Origin of the sequence: Pseudoalteromonas sp. SG43-6 (assembly GCF_014164365.1) — a bacterium.
GTDB classification, from domain to species: Bacteria; Pseudomonadota; Gammaproteobacteria; order Enterobacterales; family Alteromonadaceae; genus Pseudoalteromonas; species Pseudoalteromonas rhizosphaerae.
Genome location: NZ_JACJEZ010000051.1, coordinates 1 through 25,632, shown reverse-complemented (window position 1 = coordinate 25,632; position 25,632 = coordinate 1). Strand labels below are relative to the sequence as shown.

Sequence of the window (25,632 nt, the reverse complement as noted above, 5' to 3'; positions counted from 1 at the left end):
TTTTACAATAAAAATTACATTAAATGCTTAATTTCTAATCCCCGCCTTAAAAATATCATTATTTTTCATGTAGGTAAGTAAATCTCGAATTTCCTCTATAGAAAACATAAAAAAACCCAAACTATTTAACACCTTGCACAATTATTTAACAAGTTGTATAACTTTAATAGACTATTTGGCTTTTTAAAAATCATATAGTTACGAAATTACAATAATTCTAACTGGGGAAATTAGAATGAAATTTAAAAATAATTTATTAAATCATGCCGTTAAACTTGCATTAACAACAACTACCGCAGGCTTATTTATTTCAGGATCTGCCTTAGCAGCAGATGAGCAAGCTGAAGTCACTAAAGTAAATAAAAATGTAGAAAAAATTGCCGTAGTGGGAACTCGCTCTGCACCGCGTTCTATTGGTGATTCACCAGTACCTATCGATATCATCGGTGGTGAAGAACTTGGTAAATCAGGTAATACGGATATGCTCGAGCTATTAAAAGGCGCAATTCCATCATTAAACGTGCATTCAATGCCTATTAGTGATGCGGCATCTTTAGTTCGCCCTGCGAACTTACGTGGCCTACCTTCTGACAGTACATTGATATTACTCAATGGTAAACGTCGTCATCGTGCCTCTGTTATTGCCTTTTTAGGTGGCGGCATAAATGATGGTGCGCAAGGCGCAGACATTTCAGTTATTCCAAGTATCGCCCTAAAACAAGTTGAAGTACTAAGAGATGGCGCAGCCGCTCAGTACGGCTCAGATGCGATTGCAGGGGTTATCAACTTTGTACTAAAAGATGCCTCAGAAGGCGGCAGTTTCGAAGTACGCCAAGGTCAGTACTATGAAGGCGACGGTGATACAACACAGATTTCCGGTAACATTGGTCTACCATTTACCGACAATGGCTTCGCAAATTTAAGTTTCCAATACAAAACGGCTGACGCTACTAGCCGCTCTGTACAACGTGCCGATGCTACGGCCCTTATCGCAGCTGGTGTTCCTGACATTGCTCCGATCACACAGGTATGGGGCGCACCAGAAGTTGATGACGATATCTCTATTTTTGGTAATGTCGGCCTTGAGCTGACTAAAAACTCCGAATTTTATATGTTTGGTAACTATTCAGAGCGTGATGTACGCGGTGGTTTTTATTATCGTAATCCTCACACTCGCCCTGGGGCCTATTCAAACGATGGTGGTGAAACATTATTAGTTGGCGATTTAACTGGCGATATGAGTGGTAACTGCCCTACTAACATCATGATTGATGACAACGTATTAGATAATCCAGTTTACATCAACCAAGTAGCTAATAATCCAGACTGTTTTGCCTTCAATGAAATTTTACCTGGTGGTTTTACACCTAATTTTGGCGGTAACATCACAGATACCTCGCTTACGATAGGAACTAAAGGCGAGTTCACTGGTGGTATGTTAGAAGGTGCATACTACGATTTAAGTGGTACGGTCGGCTTTAATGAATCTCGTTACTTTATCTACGACACTATTAATGCGTCATTAGGTCCTGATAGTCCGCGTGATTTTAGCCCAGGTAAATACTCACAATTAGAGAAAAACTTTAATTTTGATTTATCTAAAGGCTTTGATTTTGATCTAGCATACGATGTGAACATAGCCGGTGGCCTTGAATGGCACGAGGAAACATTTACAGTTACCTCTGGTGATGTAGCATCATTTACAGCAGGCCCACTAACGGAGCAAGGCTTTGGTATTGGTTCAAATGGTTTCCCAGGCTTTAAACCATCTGACGCTGGTGAATATACTCGTCGTAACTACGCCGCTTATGTCGATATTGAAGCCCCATTTACCGAAGAGTTTTTAATGGGTCTAGCGCTGCGTTATGAAGATTATGATACCTTTGGCTCTACGGTTAATTATAAATTAATGGCTCAATATCACTTAACCGATGATTTAAACGTGCGTGGTTCAATCAGCTCCGGCTTTCGCGCACCGACTGTTGGTCAAGCCAACGTCAGTAACGTACAAACTAATCTAAGCAGTGGTGTACTGGTTGACTCCGCTTTACTACCACCGACCAATCCAATTGCAGTACAGTTAGGCGGTACAGAGCTTGAGCCTGAAGAGTCGCAAAGTTATACCTTTGGCGCGGTATACACCATCGGTGAAGTATTCCTAACTATTGATTATTATAATATTCAAGTTGATGACCGTATTAGTCAATCTGAAAAAATCGAGCTGAGCCAAGCTGATAAAGATACGCTTGAAGCCGCTGGTGTGCCAAACGTGCAAAGCTTAGCGCAAGTAAGCTTCTTTACTAATGACTTTGATACCACCACTCAAGGTATAGACTTTGTAGCAAACTATGCCACAGATTTACTCGGCGGTAGCTCAACATTTAGTTTAGCCTACAACTGGAATGAAACTGAGGTTACCCGTTCAACTGATATTACTGGGCCGTTTAAAGTAAGCCGTTTAGAGAATGACTTACCAAACCACCGTGGTACGCTTAGTTGGTCACAACAATGGGAAAGTTTCTCAATGTTTACTCGTGCAAATTATTTTGGTGAATACCAGGGTGTGCATGTAGATTATGACGAAACAGCAAAAACAGCAGATGCGGCAATTACGCTAGACGCTGAAGTAACTTACTTTTTGAATGATTCGATTAGTTTCTCAGTCGGCGCACAAAACCTGCTCGACCAAGAAGCAGAGAAACTTGATTTTACCGTGGCACCTAATAATAACTGGGGTGGTAAATACTATGAAACTTCGCCATATGGTATTAACGGCGGCTTCTATTATGTCAAAGCAACTTATACGTTTTGATCATAATTAAGCGTTGAAAAGATAGGCGAAATGCTCAAGACATTTCGCCTTTTTCGTGCTATACCCAAATAATAAATCTAGTAACTAAAAAATAAAAAAAGTGATGCATGTTGCTAAAAAAAGCTAACCAACTACTTGCCGAAAACAAACTCCAAGAAGCGGAGTTTCACTATAAAACCTTGCTTGAAAGTGATCCCCAAAATGGCGAGGCACTATTTGGTTTGGGACGTATTGCCCTGCGCTTAGAGCGCTTTGATGCTGCAGTTTATTTATTACAAAGAAGCTGTGAACGTCTGCCTAATATGTTGGAGCCACTGCACGCGTTAGCGGATGCATTTAATGGCGTTAATTCGCCAAATGATGCATTAACCGTACTGGAGTACGCAAAAAGCATTGCTAGTCATAACCCAGAGCCACACTATTATCTCGCACAACATTATTTAACCCATGGCGAATTAGATAAAGCACACACCACCTTTGCACAAGCACTAAGTATTGGTTTATATCCTGTCACTGCTTATATTTTATTTGAACTGGTACAACTTGGCCGCTTTGATCAACAGCATAACTACATCAGTAACTTGCATCATTTACTCACACAAACCAATAATTTACGTTTAAAAATGGTTTGTTATTACGCCTTGGCAAAAAGTTATGATCAACTCAATGATATAGAACAAGCTGTAAATTATTATAAACTAGCCAATAAATTGCAGCTGCAATTGAGTAGCTTCAACACTGAACAATTAACGCCGTTTTATCAAAGTATTATGCGTTATAATCCAAAAAGTTTATTTGCCACTATCAAGCCTGGATTTACTGGTACTGTTACGCCCGTTTTTATTATTGGCATGCCACGCAGTGGCTCAACATTATTAGAACAAATGTTAGCTTCACATAGTGAATTTGCAAGCCTTGGGGAAGATCGCTGTATTAGCTCGCAAATTGTTGCATTCATAGAGCAACAAACCAAGTTGCCCTACCCTGAATGTATTAGCGCACTAACACCGCAACTGATTGAGCAAGCGCGGGCTCTTTATACCGCACGGTTAAAACAAGCTAAACCTATTCGCGCGTTTATGATCAACAAATTGCCCGCGAATTATCAATCGTTAGGGCTTATCTATTTATTGTTTCCAAATGCTAAGTTTATTAACTTGCAGCGCGATTTTAATGCCACAGCTTGGTCCGTTTATAGTAATTACTTTGCAGAAAATGAACCTTATTTTTGCTCATTACCTGAATTTAAACGTTACTATGATTTATACCAAGGTTTGATGACGCATTGGCAACAAGCAATACCTTCGGCTATCTTAGATGTTCATTATGAGCAACTGATCAGCGAGCCGCGCGATACGTTAAAAAGCGTATTTACATTTTTAGGTACCGCATTTGAAGCACAATGTTTAGACTTTTATAAATCAAAAAAACCAGTTACCACGCTTAGCAAAGCCGCAGTACGAAAACCGCTACATAACCGTGCAATAGAACACTGGAAACGTTTTGAAACGCCACTCAGGGCGTTGCTGAATGACGCTCAAACCACGTCACTAGATCCTTAAATTGATCTGCTTTAGCACTGGCGTGCGTTAACATATTAATATGATCGTAATCATATTGATGGCCGTGTTTTTTCCCGTACATTTGCAGGTGTTGAATACCAGTACCTGACTCGGCAATAAATTTTTCAATATCAATTTGTTGTGCAAGCGCTTTGTCTTTCACCCCCCCTATGTGTAAGGTCGGTGGCAAACTTAAGCCAGCCACAGCTTGAGCGTAATCAAACCCGTCGTCGCTATCTAACCATGGTTTACGTTTAGCCCATTGCATACTTTGATAATGCGACTTTTTAGTTTCATCATCACTGCCCCACTTGAGTCTTTTGGCGGGTAAATAACCATGTTTTTTAGCCAGTATTGGCGCTAAAAAATACCAAATCAAATTTCCTTGAAGGTATTTTTGTGGATGATGATTATAAAGCGAGCGTTTAGTACCAAAGTAAGCACATGCTTTTACATCATTGATATACTGTGGGAAACGCGCAAACACACTGTTCATTAATACACCACCCCAGGAATGGGCTACCCAATACGCTGGTGGTCTACCTTCACGCTCGGTAATTTTAGCAATAAAAGCGGGAATATCTTCAATAATAGCTTCGGTTTGGCCATAGTGAGCATGCTTTGAGATAGCCGGTTTGCTACCACCACGACCTCGTAGATCAGCCACATAACACACATATCCTTGCTCAGCTAAAAAAGGTGCTAAACCCTTATTTGAATGCGTATAAAATATTTTACCGTTTTCAACAGCACCATGCATAAACAACACAGCTGGCCCAGCGGCTTTGCTGTTATCTGCTATGCGGCGCAAATGTAATGTTTGTAGCTCAGTTAGTTTAATAAATACTGATTCTTGTACGATCGCCATTTCAGTTCCTTGTTGTCATTGTTATGAACCGCAACTCATCCTACCAGTAATTTAAACAAGATCACACGTCAATGTGTTTCTCTGGTAAAATAACTTTTTTGTTTGTTAAGCTAATTATTTGTTATGAAATCAACACCATTAAAATCAAAACTACACCCTCGAAATCGCCATAACAAAGGCTATGATTTAGACTACCTAAGTATTAAAGTGCCCACTTTAAAACCATATATCGTGCTTACTCCCAATGGTACTAAAAGTATTGATTTTAGTGATAACAAAGCAGTAAAAACGCTTAATCAAGCACTTTTGCAAGCGTACTATAACGTTGATTTTTGGGATATACCTGAACACAACCTTTGCCCACCGATTCCAGGACGCGTTGATTACATTCACTACTTAGCCGATTTACTAGCAAACGATAATCAAGGCGTTATACCTCAAGGCAGACAAGTTAAAGTGCTGGATATAGGTACTGGTGCGAACATAATTTACCCGTTACTAGCAAGCCATGAATATAACTGGAGCGTCACAGGCTCAGATATAGATCCGAGCGCTGTAAAATTAGCCAAACAAATCGTACAATTTAATAATCGCAAAATTACCGTCAAGCTACAAAAGCAGTCGCAGCATATTTTTCAGGGGGTAATAAATGCAAAAGAGCTTTTTCATATTACATTGTGTAACCCTCCTTTTCATGCCAGTGAACAACAAGCAGCTCAAAGTAGCGAGCGGAAATGGAAAAACTTAGGCAAAGCCCCTAAATCGGCTTTAAATTTTGGCGGGCAACATAATGAGCTTTGGTGTGAAGGTGGCGAAGCGCAATTCATTTGTACCATGATCGATGAAAGTGCCCTATTTGCTGAGCAGTGTATGTGGTTTACCTCTTTAGTTTCAAAAAAAGAAAACTTAGCCACGTTACAAGCACAATTAAAAACACACCCTGTGGCTGAAGTTAAAATCATTGAAATGGCGCAAGGGCAAAAAGTGAGTCGCTTTATTGCGTGGAGTTATTTTGATCAACAAACTCGCCAAGAGATCAGCCAGCAATTTACACAACCGGAGATATCATGATTGATTTTCGTTCTGATACTGTCACTAAGCCCTGCGCTAAAATGCGCGAAATTATGTTCAACGCCCCTTTAGGTGATGATGTATATGGTGATGATCCCAGTATTAATAAATTAGAAAGCGTTGCAGCACAGCGTCATGGCTTTGCCAGTGCATTGTTTTGTAGCTCCGGCACCCAAGCAAACTTATTAGCGTTAATGGCTCATTGCGAACGTGGTGATGAATATATTTGTGGGCAAAATGCACACAATTATAAATTTGAAGGCGGTGGCGCGGCAGTGCTTGGATCAATCCAACCGCAACCTATCGAGAATGAAAATGATGGCAGCCTCTGCTTTGACAAAATACGCGCCGCTATCAAACCCAAAGACTTTCACTTTGCTAATACCCGCTTACTCAGTTTAGAAAACACCATTGGCGGTAAAGTGCTGCCATTAAGTTATTTAGCCCAAGCGCGTGAGTTCACTCACAGCCATCAATTAGCACTGCATTTGGATGGTGCTCGCGTTTATAACGCTGCGGTTGCGCTTGAGGTAGATATTACCGAGATAACCAAACACTTTGACTCCGTGTCTATTTGCTTATCAAAAGGCTTAGGCGCACCAGTCGGCTCATTACTACTTGGCTCTGTTGAGCTGATCAATAAAGCAAGGCGTTGGCGTAAAGTACTTGGCGGCGCTATGCGCCAAGCTGGTATGCTGGCAGCCGCTGGCCACTATGCACTTGAGCACAATGTTAGCCGTTTAGCCGACGATCACAGCAATGCGCGTTACTTAGCGCAGCAGCTCAGTGCCATTGAAGGCTTTAACGTTGACTTGTCGCGCGATACAACCAATATGGTCTATGCAAATGTTGCTGATAGTGTTGATATTAATGCCATTGCACAGCAACTAAAAGCACAAGGGATAGTATTCAGCCCAAGCAAAACTTTGCGTTTAGTAACTCATTTGCAGATCACTCGAGCCGATATTGATCAATTTATAGCAGCGTTAACTTCGGCGCTGCATGTTTAACGCAGCTTTATAGTGTTTGCGGCACACCGACACATAACGGTCGTTGCCGCCAATTTCCACTTGATTACCATCGGCAATCGCTTTGCCTTGCTCATCCGTACGCAATACATGGTTCGCTTTGCGACCGCAATGACACACCGTTTTAAGTTCAACCAGTTTATCAGCCCACGCTAGTAAGTACTGCGAGCCGCTAAATAACTCGCCTCTAAAGTCATTACGCAAGCCATAGCACAACACCGGAATGCCTAATTCATCCACCACATCGGTCAGTTGCATTACTTGCTGACGTGATAAAAATTGACATTCATCCACCAGCACACAATGACGTTTTTGTTCACTATTAAGCTGTTTGATCAGTTCAAAAACATCTTTGTCAGCATCAAAAATATGTGCATCAGCTTGTAAACCAATTCGAGAAGATACCTTACCAACACCAGCACGATCATCCAATGCAGCCGTTAAAATAACGGGCTCCATGCCGCGTTCGCGATAGTTAAATGCCGATTGTAAAAGCGTGGTAGATTTACCTGCGTTCATTGCAGAATAATAAAAGTACAGCTGAGCCATGAAAATGCCTACCCTGAAAAAAGTGCGCTAATGCTACCTTAATCTTGATTGAACATCACCTTTTTTACCCGTGTTATAGAACGATAACTCAACGGTGCCTGCTACTGACGACCCTAGCTTCGTGATTAGTTTTATCTAAATATTCAACATACAGCTTGGCATTATCTTGTGCAGCGATGGTTTGCCAAATACGTTGACTAAGCGCCTTATGCTGTTGATAAAACTGCTTAGAGAAAAGCAAATAGCCTTGGGCTTTTTCAAGTGGAGGATAAATAGCTTGTACTTGGGCTGTTTTATACCGGAAGTTTGATACTTTCCGATCGCCAACTTGGCACACGTCAAGCGTAGCATCAACGACTCCACGGTCGATCAACTCAACGGCTTTTTCGACTGAGGAAGTATGTTGAACAAAAAAAGGCTCTTGATGTAATACCTTGCCTAAGTCATAACCGTTCGCAATAGCTAATGTAAAAGCCCTGGTCTGAAATACTTCGCGGCTTTGCCATTGCTGGTGAAATTTTTTTCCGCCGATGAGACAACTGCCAAATTCACTCACTGCAAAACGCGGATCCAGTTGCTGAGTTCCATCCATTGGGTATTGGGCAAATTCAGTTCGTTCAGGTCGATAGGTAGCAATAACCGCATTCACTTTATTTGTACGCAGATCATTTAAACAACTTAGCCAAGCTTTACGCTGATAACGAATAGACAGTTGTGAAAGTGTATTATCAAGATTTTGTAGGATTTCTAGCGATGCTTCTGGTTGAGTACCTAACATTTCATTGCTTTGCGCTAAAAACATCGGCGCGACAGTTTTATCTTCATAACAAAAAATTAGTTCAGTTGAGTTAGCAATTGCCGCTGTTGATAGCAAACTACACCCGCTACTGAGTACCAATAACGCCAATAAATTATCCCTAACACGTTTATTTTGTTTCATTTTATCTTGCTCCCTAGACGTTTCATCTAAAGTGTAGACCGAAAAAATGAATTGTTTAGTAACTAAACCAAAAAATTTAGATGATCCCTTCGTGCTCAAGTAACCACTGCTTGCGCTCTAGCCCACCCGCATAGCCGGTCAATTTACCATTGGCACCAATAATACGGTGACACGGCACAATAATACTGATTGGGTTTTTACCATTAGCAGCCCCCACTGCGCGAACTGCCTTGGGATTATTGAGTGCATGAGCAATATCTGAATAACTCTGTGTTTGTCCAAATGGCACCGCGGTGAGCGCTTGCCATACCGCTTGTTGAAAAGCAGTGCCATGGGTGGCTAGAGTGACATCAAAGGTTGTTCGCTTGCCTGCAAAGTAGTCATTAAGCTGCGCAGCACAATTTAAAATATGTGGCTGCTCAACATCTGAAAATGGGGTTTCTGAGCACTCTATAACTGGATAAAAGCCCACATAACTGACCCCGTGTTGGTTACCTTGAATAATAATCTCATCAATTGGGCTGGGTATGCGGGTTTGGATAATAGTCATGTTAGCTGCTGCCATAGTTGAAAGGTTAAATAGGAGCGAAATGGCGCGCACATCTCATCATTAAATGGTTTTGCCCCCGCTTGGGCTTTCTTTACGCCTAAATCTCCCGCTAAAAAAATATCGGGCTGACTTTGGCCGCGTAATTTTGCATAGTTTACTGTCCAAGGTCCAATCCCTTTGAGTGGCAGCCATTGATCAAGCTGATGACAATCAGGGTTATCGGCGCAAAACTGCGCTAAATTACGCAGCGCATTCTTTCTCGCTTGAGGCATTTTAAAAAATGCCAGCTCACTGTTTGCCACTACCTCAGGGGTTGGAAAATACACTCGCTCGCCATCTTGTTCGCCCAGTTCATCCACCAGCTGAGTCACTAAGTTATGCGCGGCAGTTACACTTACTTGTTGGCCAAGTACCGCACGAATACCAGCCTCAAATACCGACCAAATACCCGGTAACCGCAATCCTTGGGTTAACACAATTGCCCCTTGAAGTTGAGTTGCTAGGTGTTGTTCGATTTGCGCAGTATCGGCATCTAAATCGAGCACCCTGCGAATTTCACTTAAAATAGGCTGTAAAAAGCGCGGCTGATCAATATCAATGCTGACTAAAAAGTGATGTTTGTGCTCTACAAACTCAGCCGTAAACTGACCTTGGCAATGCTGATTTTTAAAGCTGCGACCATAATATGTCTCGCCAAGCCACTCAAGAGGTGAAATTAACCGCTTAGCTAAAAATTGCTGTAACGCAGTCCAATTATAAGGGGGCCGAAAAGGTAATTTAAGCGTCAACATCGCACGTGTTGTGCTGCGCTCACCACGCATTTTTGACGGGCAAATATGTAACTGCTGTAAAAACGCATCATTAAAGCGACGAATACTATTAAAGCCCGCTGCAAAAGCAACTTGAGATACCGATAAATTAGTTTCTTGCAGCAGTTTTTTAGCAAAATGACATTGATTAAATAACCGATACTGAGTTACTGAGATACCAAAATGTTGCTGAAATAACTGCCTTAAATAGCGGCTACTCACGCCGAGTCGCTCAGCTAACTGTTCACAGCTATGTTGCGTTGTTAAGTCACTGTCTATCAGCTGTTTGGCTCGCAGCGCTGTGGTTTTTGTTCCTTGCCATGCGCTACTTCCAGGGGCGCTATCTGGACGACAACGAATGCACGGGCGAAATCCAGCCTGGGCAGCATTGTGCGCATATTGAAAGTACTCTACGTTTTGCTCTTTTGCAGTAGGGGCAGGACAAATTGGCCGACAATAAATACCGGTGCTTTTAACACCGATGAAAAAGAGTCCATCAAAACGATGGTCGCGGCTTTGTCTGGCAAGTTGCCAATGGCTAGTATCCATAAGGTGCTCTTAACTATACATCTGCTAATAGAGTACGTGAAAAAACACAGTTTACTAGCCATTTTCGGCACTCAACCTTTATTCGCTGATTGATTTACTGGTAGCAGCTAAATAACGACGCTCAACTTCAGCCCAATTAATAACATTATAAAATGCTGCGATATACTCCGGGCGGCGGTTTTGGTATTTCAGATAATAGGCGTGCTCCCACACATCTAAACCTAAAATCGGCGTGTTGCCGTGCATTAATGGACTATCTTGATTTAAACTACTTTCCACCACAAGCTGGTTATCTTTATTAACACTTAGCCACGCCCAGCCACTGCCGAAGCGACTAACAGCTGCCGCTGTAAATGACTCTTTAAAGTTATCAAAGCCGCCAAGCTGCTCTGTGATCGCATCTAATAAGCTCCCTTTTGGCTGATCCCCACCATTGGGGCTCATTACTGTCCAAAACAATGAATGGTTTGCATGTCCGCCACCATGCTCTTGCACTACTTTTTGCAGCTCAGTTGGCAACGTGTCAATCTTTGCGAGTAACTCATGTACATCAGTATCACTATACTGGGTATTTTCAAGTGCCGCATTGGCTTTATTGATATATGTTTGATGATGCAAAGTATGGTGGATCTCCATAGTTTTAGCATCTAAATGTGGCTCTAACGCATCGTACTCATATGGTAATGGGGGTAATGTAAACGCCATAATTGTTCCTTGTCGGATTAAGATAAGTGATCAATGCACAGTGGCAGTTTGATCTGGGGTGTAACTTAACGTCTGATTGATTTGTTCTATTAATTGCGGGTAATGACTGTGCAATTTGGCAAACTGTACTAACTCTGTGTAGGTTTTGTGATGATGGTGCACAACCACTGTACGCACCGTATCGCATGGATGCTGGAGCAAATGACTTAAACTTATATGCACATCACACAAACACTGACACGCTTGCTCTGCTTGGTTCATGGCTCGATATGTATCCGCTAAATTATGAGCGGCAACAACGAATGCGGGGCAGCAATGTTCAATTGCGCTAATAACTGACTGGCATATTTTTGCTTGGCTAAATTGGCTTAATAAACGAGCTGAGAGGGTGTGTGCTGTCGTGTATTTATCGCGAGCTTCAATTAAAGCACCGCGTTCAAACGCTGTATTTCCAGCAATGATGTTGGCTTGCCAAGGACTTAATACTTGCTCAACCTGAGACAATTTATTGCTGCTGTGAAACTGTGGGTGTGACATAAAAATCACCTGCACAAAATTAAATGATGTGATTAATTTACACAGCCAAACAACTTAATGCAAATGATTTTTATTTATATTACGTATTTTTATTTCTCGACAAAATCAATTAATGCTTGTCCTGTAAGCCGATAAATGATCCACTCATTTTGTGGCTCTGCCCCCATACTATTGTAAAAATCGATCGCAGGTTGATTCCAGTCAAGTACCACCCATTCAAAACGGCCACAATCTTTTGCGATAGCTTGGCGTGCCAAATGTTGCATAATCAGTTTACCCGCACCATTACCTCGGCTATCTGGGCTGACATATAAGTCTTCAAGGTACAAGCCATTCTTGCCAAGCCAAGTCGAATAATTGTAAAAGTACACCGCAAAGCCAATTGGCGTATCGCCTTCAAAACAAATCAAACTATGCGCTGTTGCACCTTCACTAAACAGGGTTTTTAAAATCGCCTGTTCATCGGTTTTAACCGCATCGGGCTCTTTTTCATAAATTGCCAATTCGGTAATAAAATGCAAAATAGTAGCAGCATCCGAAGGCTGCGCATCTCTTAAGGTAATCGTTTTTTGGTCTGTCATAAGCTCTCTTATTTATTACTGCATTGTTTAATACTGATCTAGTTTATCTTTTAATATTTGTAGTTGAATTGGTTTAGCCAAGTAGTCATCCATTCCAGACGCTAAACACAGCTGTTTGTCTTCATCCATTGCATTGGCTGTGAGTGCAATAATTGTGATCTGTTGATGTTTAGCACCCGCCTCACCGGCACGAATTGCGCGAGTAGCGTCAAATCCATCCAGCACCGGCATTTGGCAGTCCATGAGCACTAAATTAAAGTGTTCTGCAGGTACTTTCGCTAAAATATCAAGGGCTTGCTGACCATTCTCCGCTAGCGTTACGGTAAAATTCAGTTTACTTAACATTAGTTTAGATACTTGCTGGTTAATCGGATTGTCTTCAACCAATAAAATATGGCTATTTGCTCTATGCTGATCACTACGCAGTGAGGATATATAACTTGATGTCACTAAAGGTAAATCGGCGCTACCACCATGAGCGATCACCGCCATGGCACTGATCAAATCAGCCGTAGTGATAGGTTTTGGAAAATACGCTTGGAACCCTGCATCGCTAAAACGTTGTACTCCTTCCATGCCAGCAATACTGGTCATCATTACTAATGGCATTGCTTTAAAATCATCATCGGCTTTTAATTTTCGACACAGTGCTAAGCCATCCATTCCTGGCATTTGCATATCCAACACGGCAATATCATACAAATTAAGTTTATCTGCAAGGCGCTTTTTACATAACTGCAAGGCTTGTGCTGCATTACAAGCAAGCTCAACTTTTGCACCCCAATGAGCAAGCTGTTGGCTTATCACAATCCGATTGGTTTCGTTATCATCAACCACCAATATAGTGAGCTTGGTCATATCTATGGTCGGTATACTACGCTCAGTGTCACTTCCCGCCTCTAGCATCACTGTCGCGGTAAACTCACAACCATGCCCTACCTCACTGACTAACGTTACTTCTCCACCCATTAACTCACACAATTGTTTACTAATCGCCAAACCTAATCCAGTGCCGCCATATTCACGCGTAGTCGAGGCATCTACTTGCGAAAATGGGCTGAATAAATCTTCTTGCTTGGTTAGATCAATTCCGATGCCAGAGTCTTTTACACTAATACTGAGCTGATATTGTTGTTCAATAGGAGTTACTGATGCGCGGATCAATACTTCACCTTGCGCAGTAAACTTAACAGCGTTACTCAGTAAATTGGTCAGCACTTGGCGAATACGCCCCGGATCGCCTTTAAATTGCACCGGTGTCACAGCCACTAAATCAATAATGATTTCGATATCTTTATCTTGCGCCGCAAGGGCTTGAGATTCCGCCACCTCTCCGAGTAAATTACAGACATTGAAGTTGATACTTTCTAGCTCGATTTTACCGGCATCAACTTTCGAAAAATCTAAAATATCATTGATCACCGACAATAAAGAATGCGCGCTATTTTTTGCTATCGCGACTTTCGTTCGCACCGGCTTGGTCAACGCTTCAAGTTCGATCAGCTCAAGCATACCCAACACCCCATTCATTGGGGTACGAATTTCATGACTCATGGTTGCTAAAAATTGACTTTTTGCTGTTGCAGCAGCATTGGCTTTGACTAATGCAATTTTCAGCTCTTGGGCGGTTTGCTTACGCCTTTGCGACATTAACACGCTGCCCACTAAGGTCGCTAAAGAGCGTAAATAGGTTTCTTCATTTTGGCTCCAACAGCGATAGCTACCGACACTTTCCGCACAGAGCACTCCTAATATACCCTCACCGGTAGATATAACGGCATCGAGCATCGAATTAATATTTAATGGTGTTGTGTAAGTGTCAATCAATTCGGCGGTTGCAGGATGGCTATTAACATCATTAATTGCCACTAAACCTTGTGCAAATATTGCTTGGTAATAAGCGGGAAATTCACTCGCTTTAAGCACTAAAGGCTGCTCAACAAAACCTTGATCATCGATAAATAAACTCACGCACGTCATTTCATCGCTAGCTTCATCAAACACCCACACTGCTGAGCGTTGCACATCAAGTACATCACACATTGACTGCGTCACTAAATTTTTTACTACATCGAAATTACCTGCCAATAACTCAGGTGAGACGGTTAAACTCGCTAGGTTTTTATTATATTGGTTGGCTTTTTTACTCTCTAATTCGAGATGTTTATAAGTATCAATATTTTGAAATGAACCATACACACGCACGCAACGTTCATTTTTAAATTCAACTTGCCCTATCGACTTAACCCACCTTTCATTGCCTAACGCTGTGACAAGGATTAACTCAATTTCCCAGCTATTACCATTAATAACTGCATCTTCAAACAGTTCGCTAATTTTATCACGATGTTCACCTTGCTTATAAAAATCAAGAGCTTGCCCTATTACTGGCTGGTAGTCGTCAGCGACTTCATGAATTGCTTTGACTTCATCGGACCAATACATTGTCTGTGCTTCTAAATCCACTTCCCAGGCACCAATTTGGCCTTGTTTACTCATTGCTTCAAGTAAACTTTGTTGGCGATAAAGTGTCGATTGAGTATGATAACGCTCGGTTATATCATGAATAAAACCATCTAAATACAATACGTTGCCAGCCTGATCATACACTGCTTGACCTTTTTCATGTACCCAATGAATACAGCCATCAGAAGCGACCAAACGGTATTCTAATGACCATGGCTGACGAGCATCAATATCGACTCTCACTTTCTCAGCCACGCTAGCAACATCATCCGGGTGAATTAATTCAACAAAGCTAAGCTTATGATTATCAACTAAATCATTTGGTTCATAGCCGGTAATAACTTTTGTTTGTTCACTCAGGTAGAGCATGCTCCATTGGGCATCGTATTTACATCGATACACAATGCCTGGAATATTGCCGACCAGAGACACAAATCGGTCGCGACTCAATTGTAATTGTGCTTCTGTTTCTTTTCGCTCTGTAATATCAAGGTGAGTACCTATCATTCGTTTTGCAGAGCCATCACTATTGCGCTCAACGATACGTCCTGTGGTCAGTACCCACACCCAATGTCCGAGACGATGCAACATACGAACTTCGCAGACATAATAATCGCTCTCACCCGCAAAATGCTGCTCTAAAAGCTGCCCTGAAGTAACAAGATCATCTGGATGAGTATATTTGTTCCATGTATTAAAATCAGTTGGTTGTAGTTCTTCCAATTTATAACCGATAATACTCGCCCAGCGGTTATTAAAGTATGCTTTGCCAGTATCTACATACCAGTCCCAAATCCCTACTGCAGTGCTGTCCAACACTAATTGTAATTGTGTTTTGTGTTGTTCGAGTTCAAATTCTTGTAGTTTTAATGCTGTGATGTCGGTGCGAATAGCGATATAACTTTGGGGCTTGCCCTGTTCATCTAAAAAAGGCGCAACTGTAGTATCGACCCAATAAAAGTCACCATTTTTTGCTCGATTACAGATTTGCGCATGCCATACATTGCCTGCGGTTACGGCTTTATACATGTCCTTAAAAAAATATTTAGGATGAGTCCCAGAGTTTAAAATACGGTGGTTTTTTCCTAACAATTCACTTTCGCTGTAACCGCTGATCTCACAAAATTTCTTATTAACAAAGGTGATCGTGCCCTTGATATCGGTCACAGCAACAATTGCATGTTCATCAAGTGCACTTTTTTGTTCCGCTAACTGTTTTAAGGCAAGCTGAAGCGCTGTGCTTTGATGCTCTAGCCGTTCTTGCTGTTGTACCTTACTACTGACTAAGTGTTCTAGATCAATCGACAGCTGATGTAATTCACTACTGTCTTCCAGAATAGGAATATTGTTGCGCTCACCTCGGGTTATTTCAGCGCTGGCATTGGCAAGGCTAATGAACGGGCGAGATAAACGTCGTCCAAACCACCACGATAGAATTAAGATCACTAAAAATGCAAAAGCATTAGCAACCACAGCTGCAAACTTATAGTCACTGGCACCTTGCAACATAACGGCTGCAGGCTTTTCAACCAATAGCTGCCAGCCTGTGGCGTTTGCAAAATTCAAGTCCGTTAAAATGGCATAGTGTAATGTGTCATCTATTTTTCGATAGGTAAAAACCTGTTCAGTATTTGCCACATTAGTAAAATAATCAGCTTTTGGTAATACACTCGGGTGCAATTGGGCACCTTTGATTTCACCTGCTTTCACAATAAAGAAAGTTAGTCCCTCATTATTATTATGAATATGTTCTAAATTATCGAGCAAGCCTTGAAAATTTATATTCGCTAATACTATTGCATAAAGTCCGCGTTGCTCGTCTATCATAGGTAACGCCACAAAATGATGTGTTTCAGCCCCCATTGAAGATATAAATACACTTTTTTGCCCTTGCTCAATAGCCGCTAGCATCGCAATTAACTGATCACGATTTAAGGCTGAAAACGCACTGTTATTAACTGGGTTTGGGGTATTTGAGGGGTCGAAGATAATATGAATTTCATTGACAAAATCATATCGATCAACAAACTCATCAATCAGTAGCCGTTTATTTAGCTGGCTATGACTTAGTTGATCATTTAATAGATATAGGTCTTTAATGTGATCTGCAAACCAAATATTCGCAAATTGCTTACCAATACTGCTTAATTCACCAAGTTCAGTTTGGGCGCTTTTTTCAAGGGAGTTGCTTACATGTTGAAGACTAAACCAAGACATTAAAAATAATGGTGCTAGCGCAATGACAATAAAAGTAACAATCAGTTTCGTCCGTATAGATTGGCTTTTATTTTTTAACAGGCCATTCAGCATTGTATTTCCATAATCAACTTTTTATTGTTTTAGAAACTTACTTATATTAATGCACTAAATAGCACAAGACGCAAGTTTATGCGCCTTGTGTAAGGTACTGCAGTAGAGCTAGTTTTTATTCCCATTGACACGGTAAAACTGCTGACTAAATTGAGTGTAGAGTACCGGCAATACAAATAAGGTAAGAAAGGTTGCGGTAAATAATCCGCCAACAATAACCGTTGCTAATGGTTTTTGAATTTCAGCGCCGATCCCTGTTGATATCAACATGGGTATCAAACCAAGCGCTGAGGTTAACGCCGTCATTAGTACGGGTCGCAGCCGAGATAGTGCGCCATTAAATGCTGCGCTTTGTAGACTATCTCCCGCTTTAACGCGATTATTAATACTCTCAACCATCACCACGCCGTTAAGCACAGCTACCCCAAACAAGGTAATAAAACCCACAGAGCTTGGCACTGATAAATATTGCCCTGATACGTAAAGTGCAACCACACCACCAATAACTGCTAACGGCACATTGACTAAAATCAGCAATGCTTGGCCTATTGAGCCAAATGCAAAATACAAAAGTAATGCAATCAAAGCCAGCGAAATAGGCACCACGATAGATAAACGCTGCTGCGCACGTTGTTGGTTTTCAAATTGACCGCCAATACTAATGCTATAACCTGACGGTAAATCAACTTGCTCAGCTATGGCAAGGCGAATATCCGCGACGACTGAGCCCATATCGCGCCCTTGTACATTGGCTTGGATCACGACTCGGCGCTGAACGTCATCACGACGCACTTGTGGCGGACCAGATTCAATATTAACCGTTGCGACATCCCCAACCCTAACCACGGCACCTGTCGGTGATAATAAACGCAGGTCTGCAATGGCTTCAGGACTGTCACGAAACTCTGCCCCAATGCGCACATAAATATCATACCGCTCATTGGCATTAATAATTTGCCCTGCCGCAGTGCCGCCAATGCCATCTTGCACTATCGACATTAAATCCCCCACAGATAAACCATAGCGAGAAAGTGCTAAGCGGTTCGGTTTTATCACTAATTGTGCTTCACCAGCAATTTGTTCCATTGCCACATCTTTAGCGCCAGCAACACCTTTTACAGCTTGCTCAATTTGCTGCCCTTTAGCGACTAACACATCTAAATCAGCACCAAACAGCTTAATCGCTAGTTGCGCTTTCACCCCTGAGAGTAGCTCATCCACCCGCGTGGCTATCGGCTGTGAAAAGTTAAACAATAAACCAGGAAACTGCGCTAATTTTTGTTCCATTAACACTTGCAGTTGTGCACGATTAGCAGCTGATTGCCATTCACTCACCGGCTTTAAACCTAAGTAAATTTCAATATTATTAACTGGCTCTGGATCCCCCCCGACTTCTGGGCGACCAATTCGGCTAAGTGCATACTCAACTTCAGGAAAGGCCAATAATATCGCTTCCAACTTAGGAGCGACCATTAATGCTGTATCCAAGCTTGCCGAAGGTGCCAGTGTTACCCGTAAGTTAATAGTGCCTTCTTCAAGCTCTGGCACAAACTCAGTGCCTAGTTGCGGCAATAAGATACCAGCAATCACCACTAATATTCCCGCCAGCGAGATCACCGTTTTACGTGCGTTCATTGCCCAACGTAAACATGTTTGATAAGTTTTATCTAACGGTTCAAGTAATACACTGCGCCTAACTGTGACACCTTTAGAAAATAAATACACTGCCATTGCTGGCACGATTACTAGCGCAACAATCACAGCAGAAATAATGGCTAACATGATACTTATAGCCATTGGCTGGAATAATTTAGCTTCTACGCCTTCAAAACTAAACAGCGGCATAAACACGACTAAAATAATTAGTGCAGCAAAAAATACCGGCCTGGCAACTTCTTTAGCCGCCATAGTGATCAATTTAGCCGGTGAGTGATCAGCATGAGTATTGTTAGTTAAGTAACGAAAAATATTTTCCACCATCACCACCGAGCCATCCACCAGCATACCAATTGCCACAGCAATACCACCGAGTGACATCAAATTAGCCGAGAGCCCTAACCACGACATGACACATAAAGCCATACTAATGGAGATTGGTATAGACAATAAAACCAATAATGTGGCGCGTAAATTCATTAAAAATAACGCCAGCACAACCACAATAAATACAAACGCTAATAGCAAGGCATCCACCACAGTATCAACCGCTTTGGTGATCAAATCAGCTTGGTCATATAACGGTTCAAACGTTACTCCCTCTGGTAGTGCTTGATTGATCATCGCAATCCGCGCGCTAATACCATCAATGGTTTGCTTGGTATTTGCACCAATGCGTTTTAATACCACCCCTGTCACCACTTCACCTAATGATTGCACATTACCTTGACCATCTTTTTTACTCATCGTAGCGGCACCTTGGCGAATTTCACTGCCAAGCGTCACCTCTGCCACATCGGCAATGGTGATCACTGTGCCATTGATGGTTTTCAATGGCGTTTGTGCTATTTCTTGCAGCCCTAGTGTGCCGGCATTAAACCAACCTGTTCCACGAATAACTAACTGCTCTTGGCCGCGGTTCATATACCAGCCACCTACATTGGTGTTGTTTTCTTCCAGTGCAGTTACCACTTGTTGTTGTTCGAGCTGATAAGCCAATAACTTATTTGGGTTAAGATTTACTTGGTATTGACGCACATCACCACCGAACGACAGTACTTCGGTAACCCCATCAACAGGTAGAATAAGCAATTTGACAATCCAATCGTTTAAGCTGCGCAGCGCCATACTATCCAAGCCAGACTCAGGTGATGCCGCTAATAAGTATTGGTAAACCTGCCCGAGCCCTGACGTATTCGGGCCCATTTCTGGCAAGCCAATCCCGTCCGGGATCAGTTCTTTCGCTGCTTGCAAACGCTCAAATACCAGTTGGCGGGCAAAATAGATATCCACCCCTTCTTTAAAAACCACGGTAACACCAGAAAGCCCCGTTTTAGAAATCGAACGAACTTGCTCTACATCAGGTAATGCATACATGACCGCTTCAATTGGGTAAGTGATCAGTTGCTCAACTTCAACGGCAGCCAAACCTGGTGCTTCGGTATTAACAGCCACTTGCACATTGGTAACATCTGGAAAAGCGTCAAGGTTGAGTTTTGGGATCACCACAACACTGGTGACAATGAATACACAAAGAGTCAGCAAAACCAGTAGTCGATTAGCAATCGCACTATCTATTATTTTATTAAACATAGTGTTAGCTCCTAATGGTTGTGCGGATCAAAACCGCCTTTAGCTTGTTCTGATGCGACAAAAAATGCTCCTTGAGTAACGACTTTAGTGCCCTCAGCCAATCCTTTAATTTCACGAAGCTGACCAAACCGCCGGCCACGTTCAATTTCAGTTGCTATAAGTTCACCGTCTTCATCTTGCACATATACCGCCCAATCACCATCTGGGTTCCTAAGTAGAGCTTGCTCTGGTACTGCCAACACTTGTTGCTCAGTTGAAAATTCAAAATACACGTCACTAAACATCCCCGGGTGTAATTGATGCTGGCTGTTTTGTACACTTAAACGCACAATCCGTGAACGAGTGATCTGATCTATAGTGTGTGCTTCTTGGATCACCTTGGCTGGGTATGTGAATTGATTCACTTTCACTTGCGCTATTGTGCCTGTATCAATATTAATGGTTTGATTTGCCGACAATTGCGCTTCAACCCATAGTAGACTTTCATCAGCAATCAGCATAAGTTCAATTCCTGCATCGACCCGCTGCCCTTGTGCAAAATTATCACTGAGCACAGCTCCTGAGGTACCAGCAAATAATGTGTACTCCCCCAGTTTATCGGCTGGGCTTACCGCACTTTGCACAATTGCTTTAGCCGATAAACCAAACGCCACAAGTTGACTGTGAGCCACTTCATATTCTGCCTTGGCTGTGAGTAAGCGTTTTTCGCTCACCGTACCTTTGCCCATTTTTTGCACCCGCTGCCACTGTGCTTTAGCTAATCGATAAGTGGTTTGTGCACTGGCGACCTCGGCACTAAATAAAGTCACTAACGGTGCGCCTACTTGAATATGTTGTCCTAAGGTTGCGTGACGTTTCACCACAATTGAATCTACTCGTGGCGACAACACATAACTGCTATAACCATTAGCTTTGATTTCACCAGGGGCATACAACTGCGCTTGATAAGTGTACTTTTCTAATGGGCTGATCTGCACATTTGCTAAACGCATTTGTGTCGGGGTTAAACGTACCCCGCCGGCTTGATCATGTGCAACATTCTCACTCGGTTGTACTGCTGTGGTAGCACTATGATCAAGGGCTGCATCTGGTGTATGAGCGTGCGGTGCTTCTTCACTGTGTTGATGACCTGTTTTTGTATCATCAAACTTTTGTTGTGCAACAGTGGTTGCCTGCCCTAAATTGCTAAAAATAAATAGCAGAGCAGAAAGAATAATTTTTAAGCGCGTCATAGTGCAGCTCCATCAGTTAGGGGATCCGTAAAGGTAGAAATATAATGGCTAAGTTGACCACTTTGCGTTAACCAATTCACACTCGCCAGTTGGCTCTGCTGAACAATTTCAATGCCAGCAAGTAATCCTGAAATACGCTGTTGGCGCATGGTTAAGTACTCAGCGGTACTGATATCACCGCTTTGCCATTGTTGCTCTATCAACGCAAGGCTGCTATCTGCATTTGCTTGGTTAATCGACTGCCAACGCTTAACGCGCTGAGCGTACGCTTGCATCACCTCTTTACTGGCTTGTGCTTGAAACGTCATAGTGCGCTTTAAAGCTTGATATTCGGCTTCTTTTGACATCACCGTAAATTCAGCGGCTTGGTATTCATCGCTAAAATTATTCACTATATTCAGCGGCATAGAAAAACTCACAGAGACAAGGTTATCATCACCATTTTTACCTGCTACAAGCCCAATGGTTGGTTTGACGGCTCGTTCTGCTTTGATCACCTTTACTTGCTGACGCTGTTGTTGCCATTGTGATTTCACCAGCAAAAGTTGTGGATGTTGGACCACATTTTCAGTATCTGTAGTGAGTTTAATACCACTGAGTAACTGTTCAGGTGTCAGCTGCCCATCTTCGTGCCACGTTGGTAACAGTGCCTGCACAGCTAATTTAGCATCTGCATAAGCACTGGCTTGTTGGGCGGTTTGATTCAAAATTTCTGATAGTGAGTACAATGCTAATTGTTCATCCAGCAACCCGACTTCTCCGGCCGCTCGACGGCGCTTAACCACGGTAACTAAACGCTCTAATTGCTGCTCTTGCTGTTGCGCTAGCTGAAAAGCTGCTTTACTACTGCGCCAATTGATAAGCGCAATCAGGGTTTGTTCAACTAATTGTAAATACGTTAATTGCAAACGCTGCTGCTGTGCAACCAATGTAAGCTGCGCCGCACTGTGTTGTGCCTGTTGTTGATCATTAATATCAAATGTTTGGCTCAGCCCAATACTAAAATTATTAGCATCGCCTTCTTTTTCAATACTCGACTCAAGGTTTGGATTATATAGAGATTGCCCTGCGGCTCGCACAGATGCAGTGGCACTTTGCAGCTGCTGAAAATCAGCCTGTAAATTTGGGTGTTGTTTTAATTGCAACAACAACCAGGTTAAATCGCCGGTATTATGCGTTGGCGCAGCCAATGCGGGTGGTGCAGCTAATACAGTCGCACACAGACAAGCAAACCCAAATGGTTTGTATAAATTCATAACATATACTCTTACTAAATAAATCGGTGACCATGATGTTGGCCAGCTAAAAATTAACTTAGTGAGTGAGTAATTGGAGGGCGTAGATCAGGAATAAGCAGACGCGAATTAAATGCAGGGGCGTTCAAACTAATAATGTCGTAGCTTGGTAAATTGACATACTGCTGCCACGGCTCAGTAAAAAATGCGGGGATATGACATACATGACAATGCGCATCATCGGCGTTATCAGCTAAGGCTTGGCTTAATTGCTGATGTTGCAGTTGATGAATATCATGATCGTTATTGACAGAGCAGTGTTCGTCTAATTGACTTTGTTGATGTAATAATTGCGAAGTTACATTAATAGCAGTGTTATGATCAGCCACGTCAAAACTATCCAGCACAGGCTGAAGTAGTACAAACGCTAAGATTAACAACACTAATTGCTTCAAGCAATATATCCTTTGAACGATTTCCAAGCTAACTTAACACATCTTTTCGTTACTGAGAAGTGCTTAACCGCTCGCGACAGATGCCAACTTTATGCCGCTGGCTAATTCAGCAATGCTCATTTAGTATTGTAGTATCAATATAATAACAACTTAGGCAATACTGAATATGGCTCATCAACATTCTCATAGTCATCACAATGACGACCAAAGTGATCGCCAGCTAGGCTTCGCTGTTTTTATCAATGTGCTACTTACTATTGCCCAAGTTGTTGGCGGTCTCATCTCTGGCAGTCTGTCTTTAATTGCCGATGCACTGCATAACCTCAGTGATGCAGCGGCTATTTTTATCGCATTAATCGCCCGTAGAATTGGTAATAAACCCGCTAACGAGCACTATCATTTTGGTTATAAACGTGCAGAAATTTTAGCCACATTGTTAAACAGCAGCACCTTAATCATTATTGGTGGATTTTTAATACTAGAAGCCATTGACAGCTATTTTAACCCAACCCCAATCGATGGCTGGATTGTAGTGTGGGTGGCAGCATTAGCACTAGTAATTGATGTTGCGACGGCGGTGTTGACCTTTCGTGCGGGGGCAAAAAATAGCATGAATATTCGCGCTGCATTTATTCATAATGTGTCTGATGCTATGGCCTCGATCGTGGTAATTGTGGCTGGTACCTTAATTATTCTCTATCAATGGTATATTGTTGATTTGATTGCCACAGTATTCATTTCGGCATATGTAATTTATCACGGGGTATTACTACTGATTGAAAGTTGCAAAATTCTTATGCAAGCTGCGCCCAATAACTTTAATCGTGAAGCAATCACTAATGCGTTACAAAAGCACTTTACAATTAGCCAAGTACTCAGCATTAAAGCCTGGCAAATTGATGAGAAAACGACCTGTTGTGAACTGGTGATCATAGCTACTCAGCCACTTGATATTGACGCAATTAAAGACTATTTACACCATGAATTTGCTATTGAGCAATGTATTATTGAATATAAACAGCCACAATAACAAACCATGATGCGAACTCATAATTGCATTTAATCGGATTTTTATTGAAAACAGCTCGCGTTCTCATTTATCATCGCATCTTTATTTTTATAAATATCATAGGATATCTGTGTTGTTAAAGCTGTGGTTACGCCGTACTCATTTAATACTGACATTAGTTAGTGGGCTGTTTTTGATCTGTTTAAGCATCACCGGCGCTATTTTAATTTACGCAAAAGACATTCAGCAAATCATTAACCCGCAATATTGGACAGTAACCCCGCAATCAACACCACTGGCCTATCCGGTGCTTATCAATACGCTGGCTATTCACTCCAAACAAAATGTCACTTTACTTATGCCAGAGCAGCAGCCCACTGTTGCATGGCAAGCCCAGCTTGCTGATAAAAACTATATCAGCGTTAACCCATATACCGGACAAGTACTGCTCAAATATGATTATTACAGTACAGTGTATGGCTTTACCATGGCCGTTCATCGTTGGCTATTATACCAAGATACAGATGGCAAAAAGCCGCTGCGCAATTGGGTCTCTATCTGTGCGTTAATTTTTATTATCAATATATTCGTTGGCGTATACATGTGGCTTAAACCTAAAAATCGCCTAAAACGTTTAGTAATAAAACCCAAGGCTAAATTACGTATTTTGCTTTACCAACTCCATACAGTGATTGGCATGTATCTATTTATCCCTCTTATTTTAATTGCCTTTACTGGTATGGCATTTCACTGGAAAGACGAGACCAAAGCAGTGCTTGAGTTTGTAACACAAAATAATGTAGAGGCACGCCCTAAAGCGCCGGAACTCGAGGTGCCAAATATAATCAATGGCGATAACTTTGCAGTGGCTATACAAAACGCATTAGCTGTATTTCCTGAGGCTGAATTATTTCGTATCTATTTGCCTAAAAAAGCCAGCGACCCAGTTGCACTTAGAGTAAGAAACCCTGATGAAAGTCATGCTTATAGTTGGGTATGGGCCGATCAATACACCGGTCAAGTCCTGCAATCTTACGATGCCTCAAAAGCCAACCTCACAACTCGCGCGTGGAATTTTAAATACAAATTTCATATTGGCGATTTTGCCGGTTTTT

Annotated in this window: 19 protein-coding genes; 6 read left to right on the top strand and 13 right to left on the bottom strand. The window is 42.0% G+C overall.

Features of this window, described 5'->3' with window-relative positions; genetic code table 11:
• Window positions 1–235 precede the first annotated feature (235 nt).
• The gene (locus H5201_RS18260) at window positions 236–2,812 is read left to right on the top strand and encodes a TonB-dependent siderophore receptor (protein WP_182785174.1); all 2,577 of its coding nucleotides are present in this window, start codon (window positions 236–238) and stop codon (window positions 2,810–2,812) included.
• A 107-nt stretch (window positions 2,813–2,919) separates the two neighbouring features.
• The gene (locus H5201_RS18255; RefSeq protein ID WP_182717826.1) at window positions 2,920–4,374 is read left to right on the top strand and encodes a sulfotransferase; all 1,455 of its coding nucleotides are present in this window, start codon (window positions 2,920–2,922) and stop codon (window positions 4,372–4,374) included.
• Here H5201_RS18255 and H5201_RS18250 read toward each other — a convergent pair.
• Entirely contained in the window at window positions 4,328–5,242 is a 915-nt protein-coding gene (locus tag H5201_RS18250; protein WP_149980093.1) for an alpha/beta hydrolase, read from the bottom strand. The genes H5201_RS18255 and H5201_RS18250 overlap by 47 nt on opposite strands.
• Before the next feature lie 123 nt (window positions 5,243–5,365).
• Here H5201_RS18250 and rlmF point away from each other — a divergent pair, with 123 nt between their 5' ends.
• A complete protein-coding gene (gene rlmF, locus H5201_RS18245; RefSeq protein ID WP_182785173.1) occupies window positions 5,366–6,313 on the top strand; it encodes a 23S rRNA (adenine(1618)-N(6))-methyltransferase RlmF in 948 nt (315 codons plus the stop codon).
• Entirely contained in the window at window positions 6,310–7,323 is a 1,014-nt protein-coding gene (ltaE, locus tag H5201_RS18240) for a low-specificity L-threonine aldolase (RefSeq protein WP_182739587.1), read from the top strand. Before rlmF ends, ltaE begins: the two co-directional genes overlap by 4 nt.
• On the opposite strand, the gene H5201_RS18235 is transcribed toward ltaE, so the two are convergent.
• The 12 genes from H5201_RS18235 to H5201_RS18180 form a co-directional block, all read right to left on the bottom strand.
• On the bottom strand, window positions 7,300–7,890 hold the full coding sequence (locus H5201_RS18235; protein WP_145236208.1) for a thymidine kinase: 591 nt from the start codon (window positions 7,888–7,890) through the stop codon (window positions 7,300–7,302). The two genes, ltaE and H5201_RS18235, sit on opposite strands and share 24 nt — an antisense overlap.
• Before the next feature lie 88 nt (window positions 7,891–7,978).
• Complete coding sequence (locus tag H5201_RS18230; RefSeq protein WP_246175464.1) at window positions 7,979–8,830, bottom strand: amino acid ABC transporter substrate-binding protein; 852 nt, start codon at window positions 8,828–8,830, stop codon at window positions 7,979–7,981.
• 76 nt (window positions 8,831–8,906) lie between these two features.
• Entirely contained in the window at window positions 8,907–9,380 is a 474-nt protein-coding gene (locus tag H5201_RS18225; RefSeq protein WP_149980090.1) for a methylated-DNA--[protein]-cysteine S-methyltransferase, read from the bottom strand.
• Window positions 9,377–10,738 (bottom strand): DNA-3-methyladenine glycosylase 2 family protein, encoded by a 1,362-nt coding sequence (locus H5201_RS18220; protein WP_182785172.1) that lies wholly within the window; start codon window positions 10,736–10,738, stop codon window positions 9,377–9,379. Before H5201_RS18220 ends, H5201_RS18225 begins: the two co-directional genes overlap by 4 nt.
• 78 nt (window positions 10,739–10,816) lie before the next feature.
• Window positions 10,817–11,443 carry a superoxide dismutase gene (locus H5201_RS18215; RefSeq protein ID WP_149980088.1) on the bottom strand — a complete coding sequence of 209 codons (627 nt, stop codon included), beginning with the start codon at window positions 11,441–11,443 and terminating at the stop codon, window positions 10,817–10,819.
• Window positions 11,444–11,473: 30 nt separating this feature from the next.
• Entirely contained in the window at window positions 11,474–11,980 is a 507-nt protein-coding gene (locus H5201_RS18210; RefSeq protein ID WP_182717821.1) for a hypothetical protein, read from the bottom strand.
• 89 nt (window positions 11,981–12,069) lie between these two features.
• Window positions 12,070–12,561: a GNAT family N-acetyltransferase gene (locus H5201_RS18205; protein WP_182762259.1), complete on the bottom strand. Its 492-nt coding sequence runs from the start codon at window positions 12,559–12,561 to the stop codon at window positions 12,070–12,072.
• Between the two features lie 27 nt (window positions 12,562–12,588).
• The gene (locus H5201_RS18200; protein ID WP_182785171.1) at window positions 12,589–17,337 is read right to left on the bottom strand and encodes a PAS domain-containing protein; all 4,749 of its coding nucleotides are present in this window, start codon (window positions 17,335–17,337) and stop codon (window positions 12,589–12,591) included.
• A 108-nt stretch (window positions 17,338–17,445) separates the two neighbouring features.
• The gene (locus H5201_RS18195) at window positions 17,446–20,586 is read right to left on the bottom strand and encodes an efflux RND transporter permease subunit (RefSeq protein WP_182785170.1); all 3,141 of its coding nucleotides are present in this window, start codon (window positions 20,584–20,586) and stop codon (window positions 17,446–17,448) included.
• An 11-nt stretch (window positions 20,587–20,597) separates the two neighbouring features.
• Window positions 20,598–21,818 carry an efflux RND transporter periplasmic adaptor subunit gene (locus H5201_RS18190; RefSeq protein ID WP_182785169.1) on the bottom strand — a complete coding sequence of 407 codons (1,221 nt, stop codon included), beginning with the start codon at window positions 21,816–21,818 and terminating at the stop codon, window positions 20,598–20,600.
• On the bottom strand, window positions 21,815–23,074 hold the full coding sequence (locus H5201_RS18185) for a TolC family protein (RefSeq protein WP_182785168.1): 1,260 nt from the start codon (window positions 23,072–23,074) through the stop codon (window positions 21,815–21,817). The genes H5201_RS18190 and H5201_RS18185 overlap by 4 nt, the downstream gene beginning before the upstream one ends.
• A gap of 53 nt (window positions 23,075–23,127) precedes the next feature.
• Window positions 23,128–23,508 (bottom strand): hypothetical protein, encoded by a 381-nt coding sequence (locus H5201_RS18180; protein ID WP_182762251.1) that lies wholly within the window; start codon window positions 23,506–23,508, stop codon window positions 23,128–23,130.
• Window positions 23,509–23,674: 166 nt separating this feature from the next.
• Here H5201_RS18180 and H5201_RS18175 point away from each other — a divergent pair, with 166 nt between their 5' ends.
• Together H5201_RS18175 and H5201_RS18170 are read left to right on the top strand one after the other, a co-directional pair.
• Window positions 23,675–24,538: a cation diffusion facilitator family transporter gene (locus H5201_RS18175; RefSeq protein WP_182762249.1), complete on the top strand. Its 864-nt coding sequence runs from the start codon at window positions 23,675–23,677 to the stop codon at window positions 24,536–24,538.
• A 109-nt stretch (window positions 24,539–24,647) separates the two neighbouring features.
• On the top strand, window positions 24,648–25,632 hold a 985-nt coding region (locus tag H5201_RS18170), incomplete at its 3' end, for a PepSY-associated TM helix domain-containing protein (protein WP_310736950.1).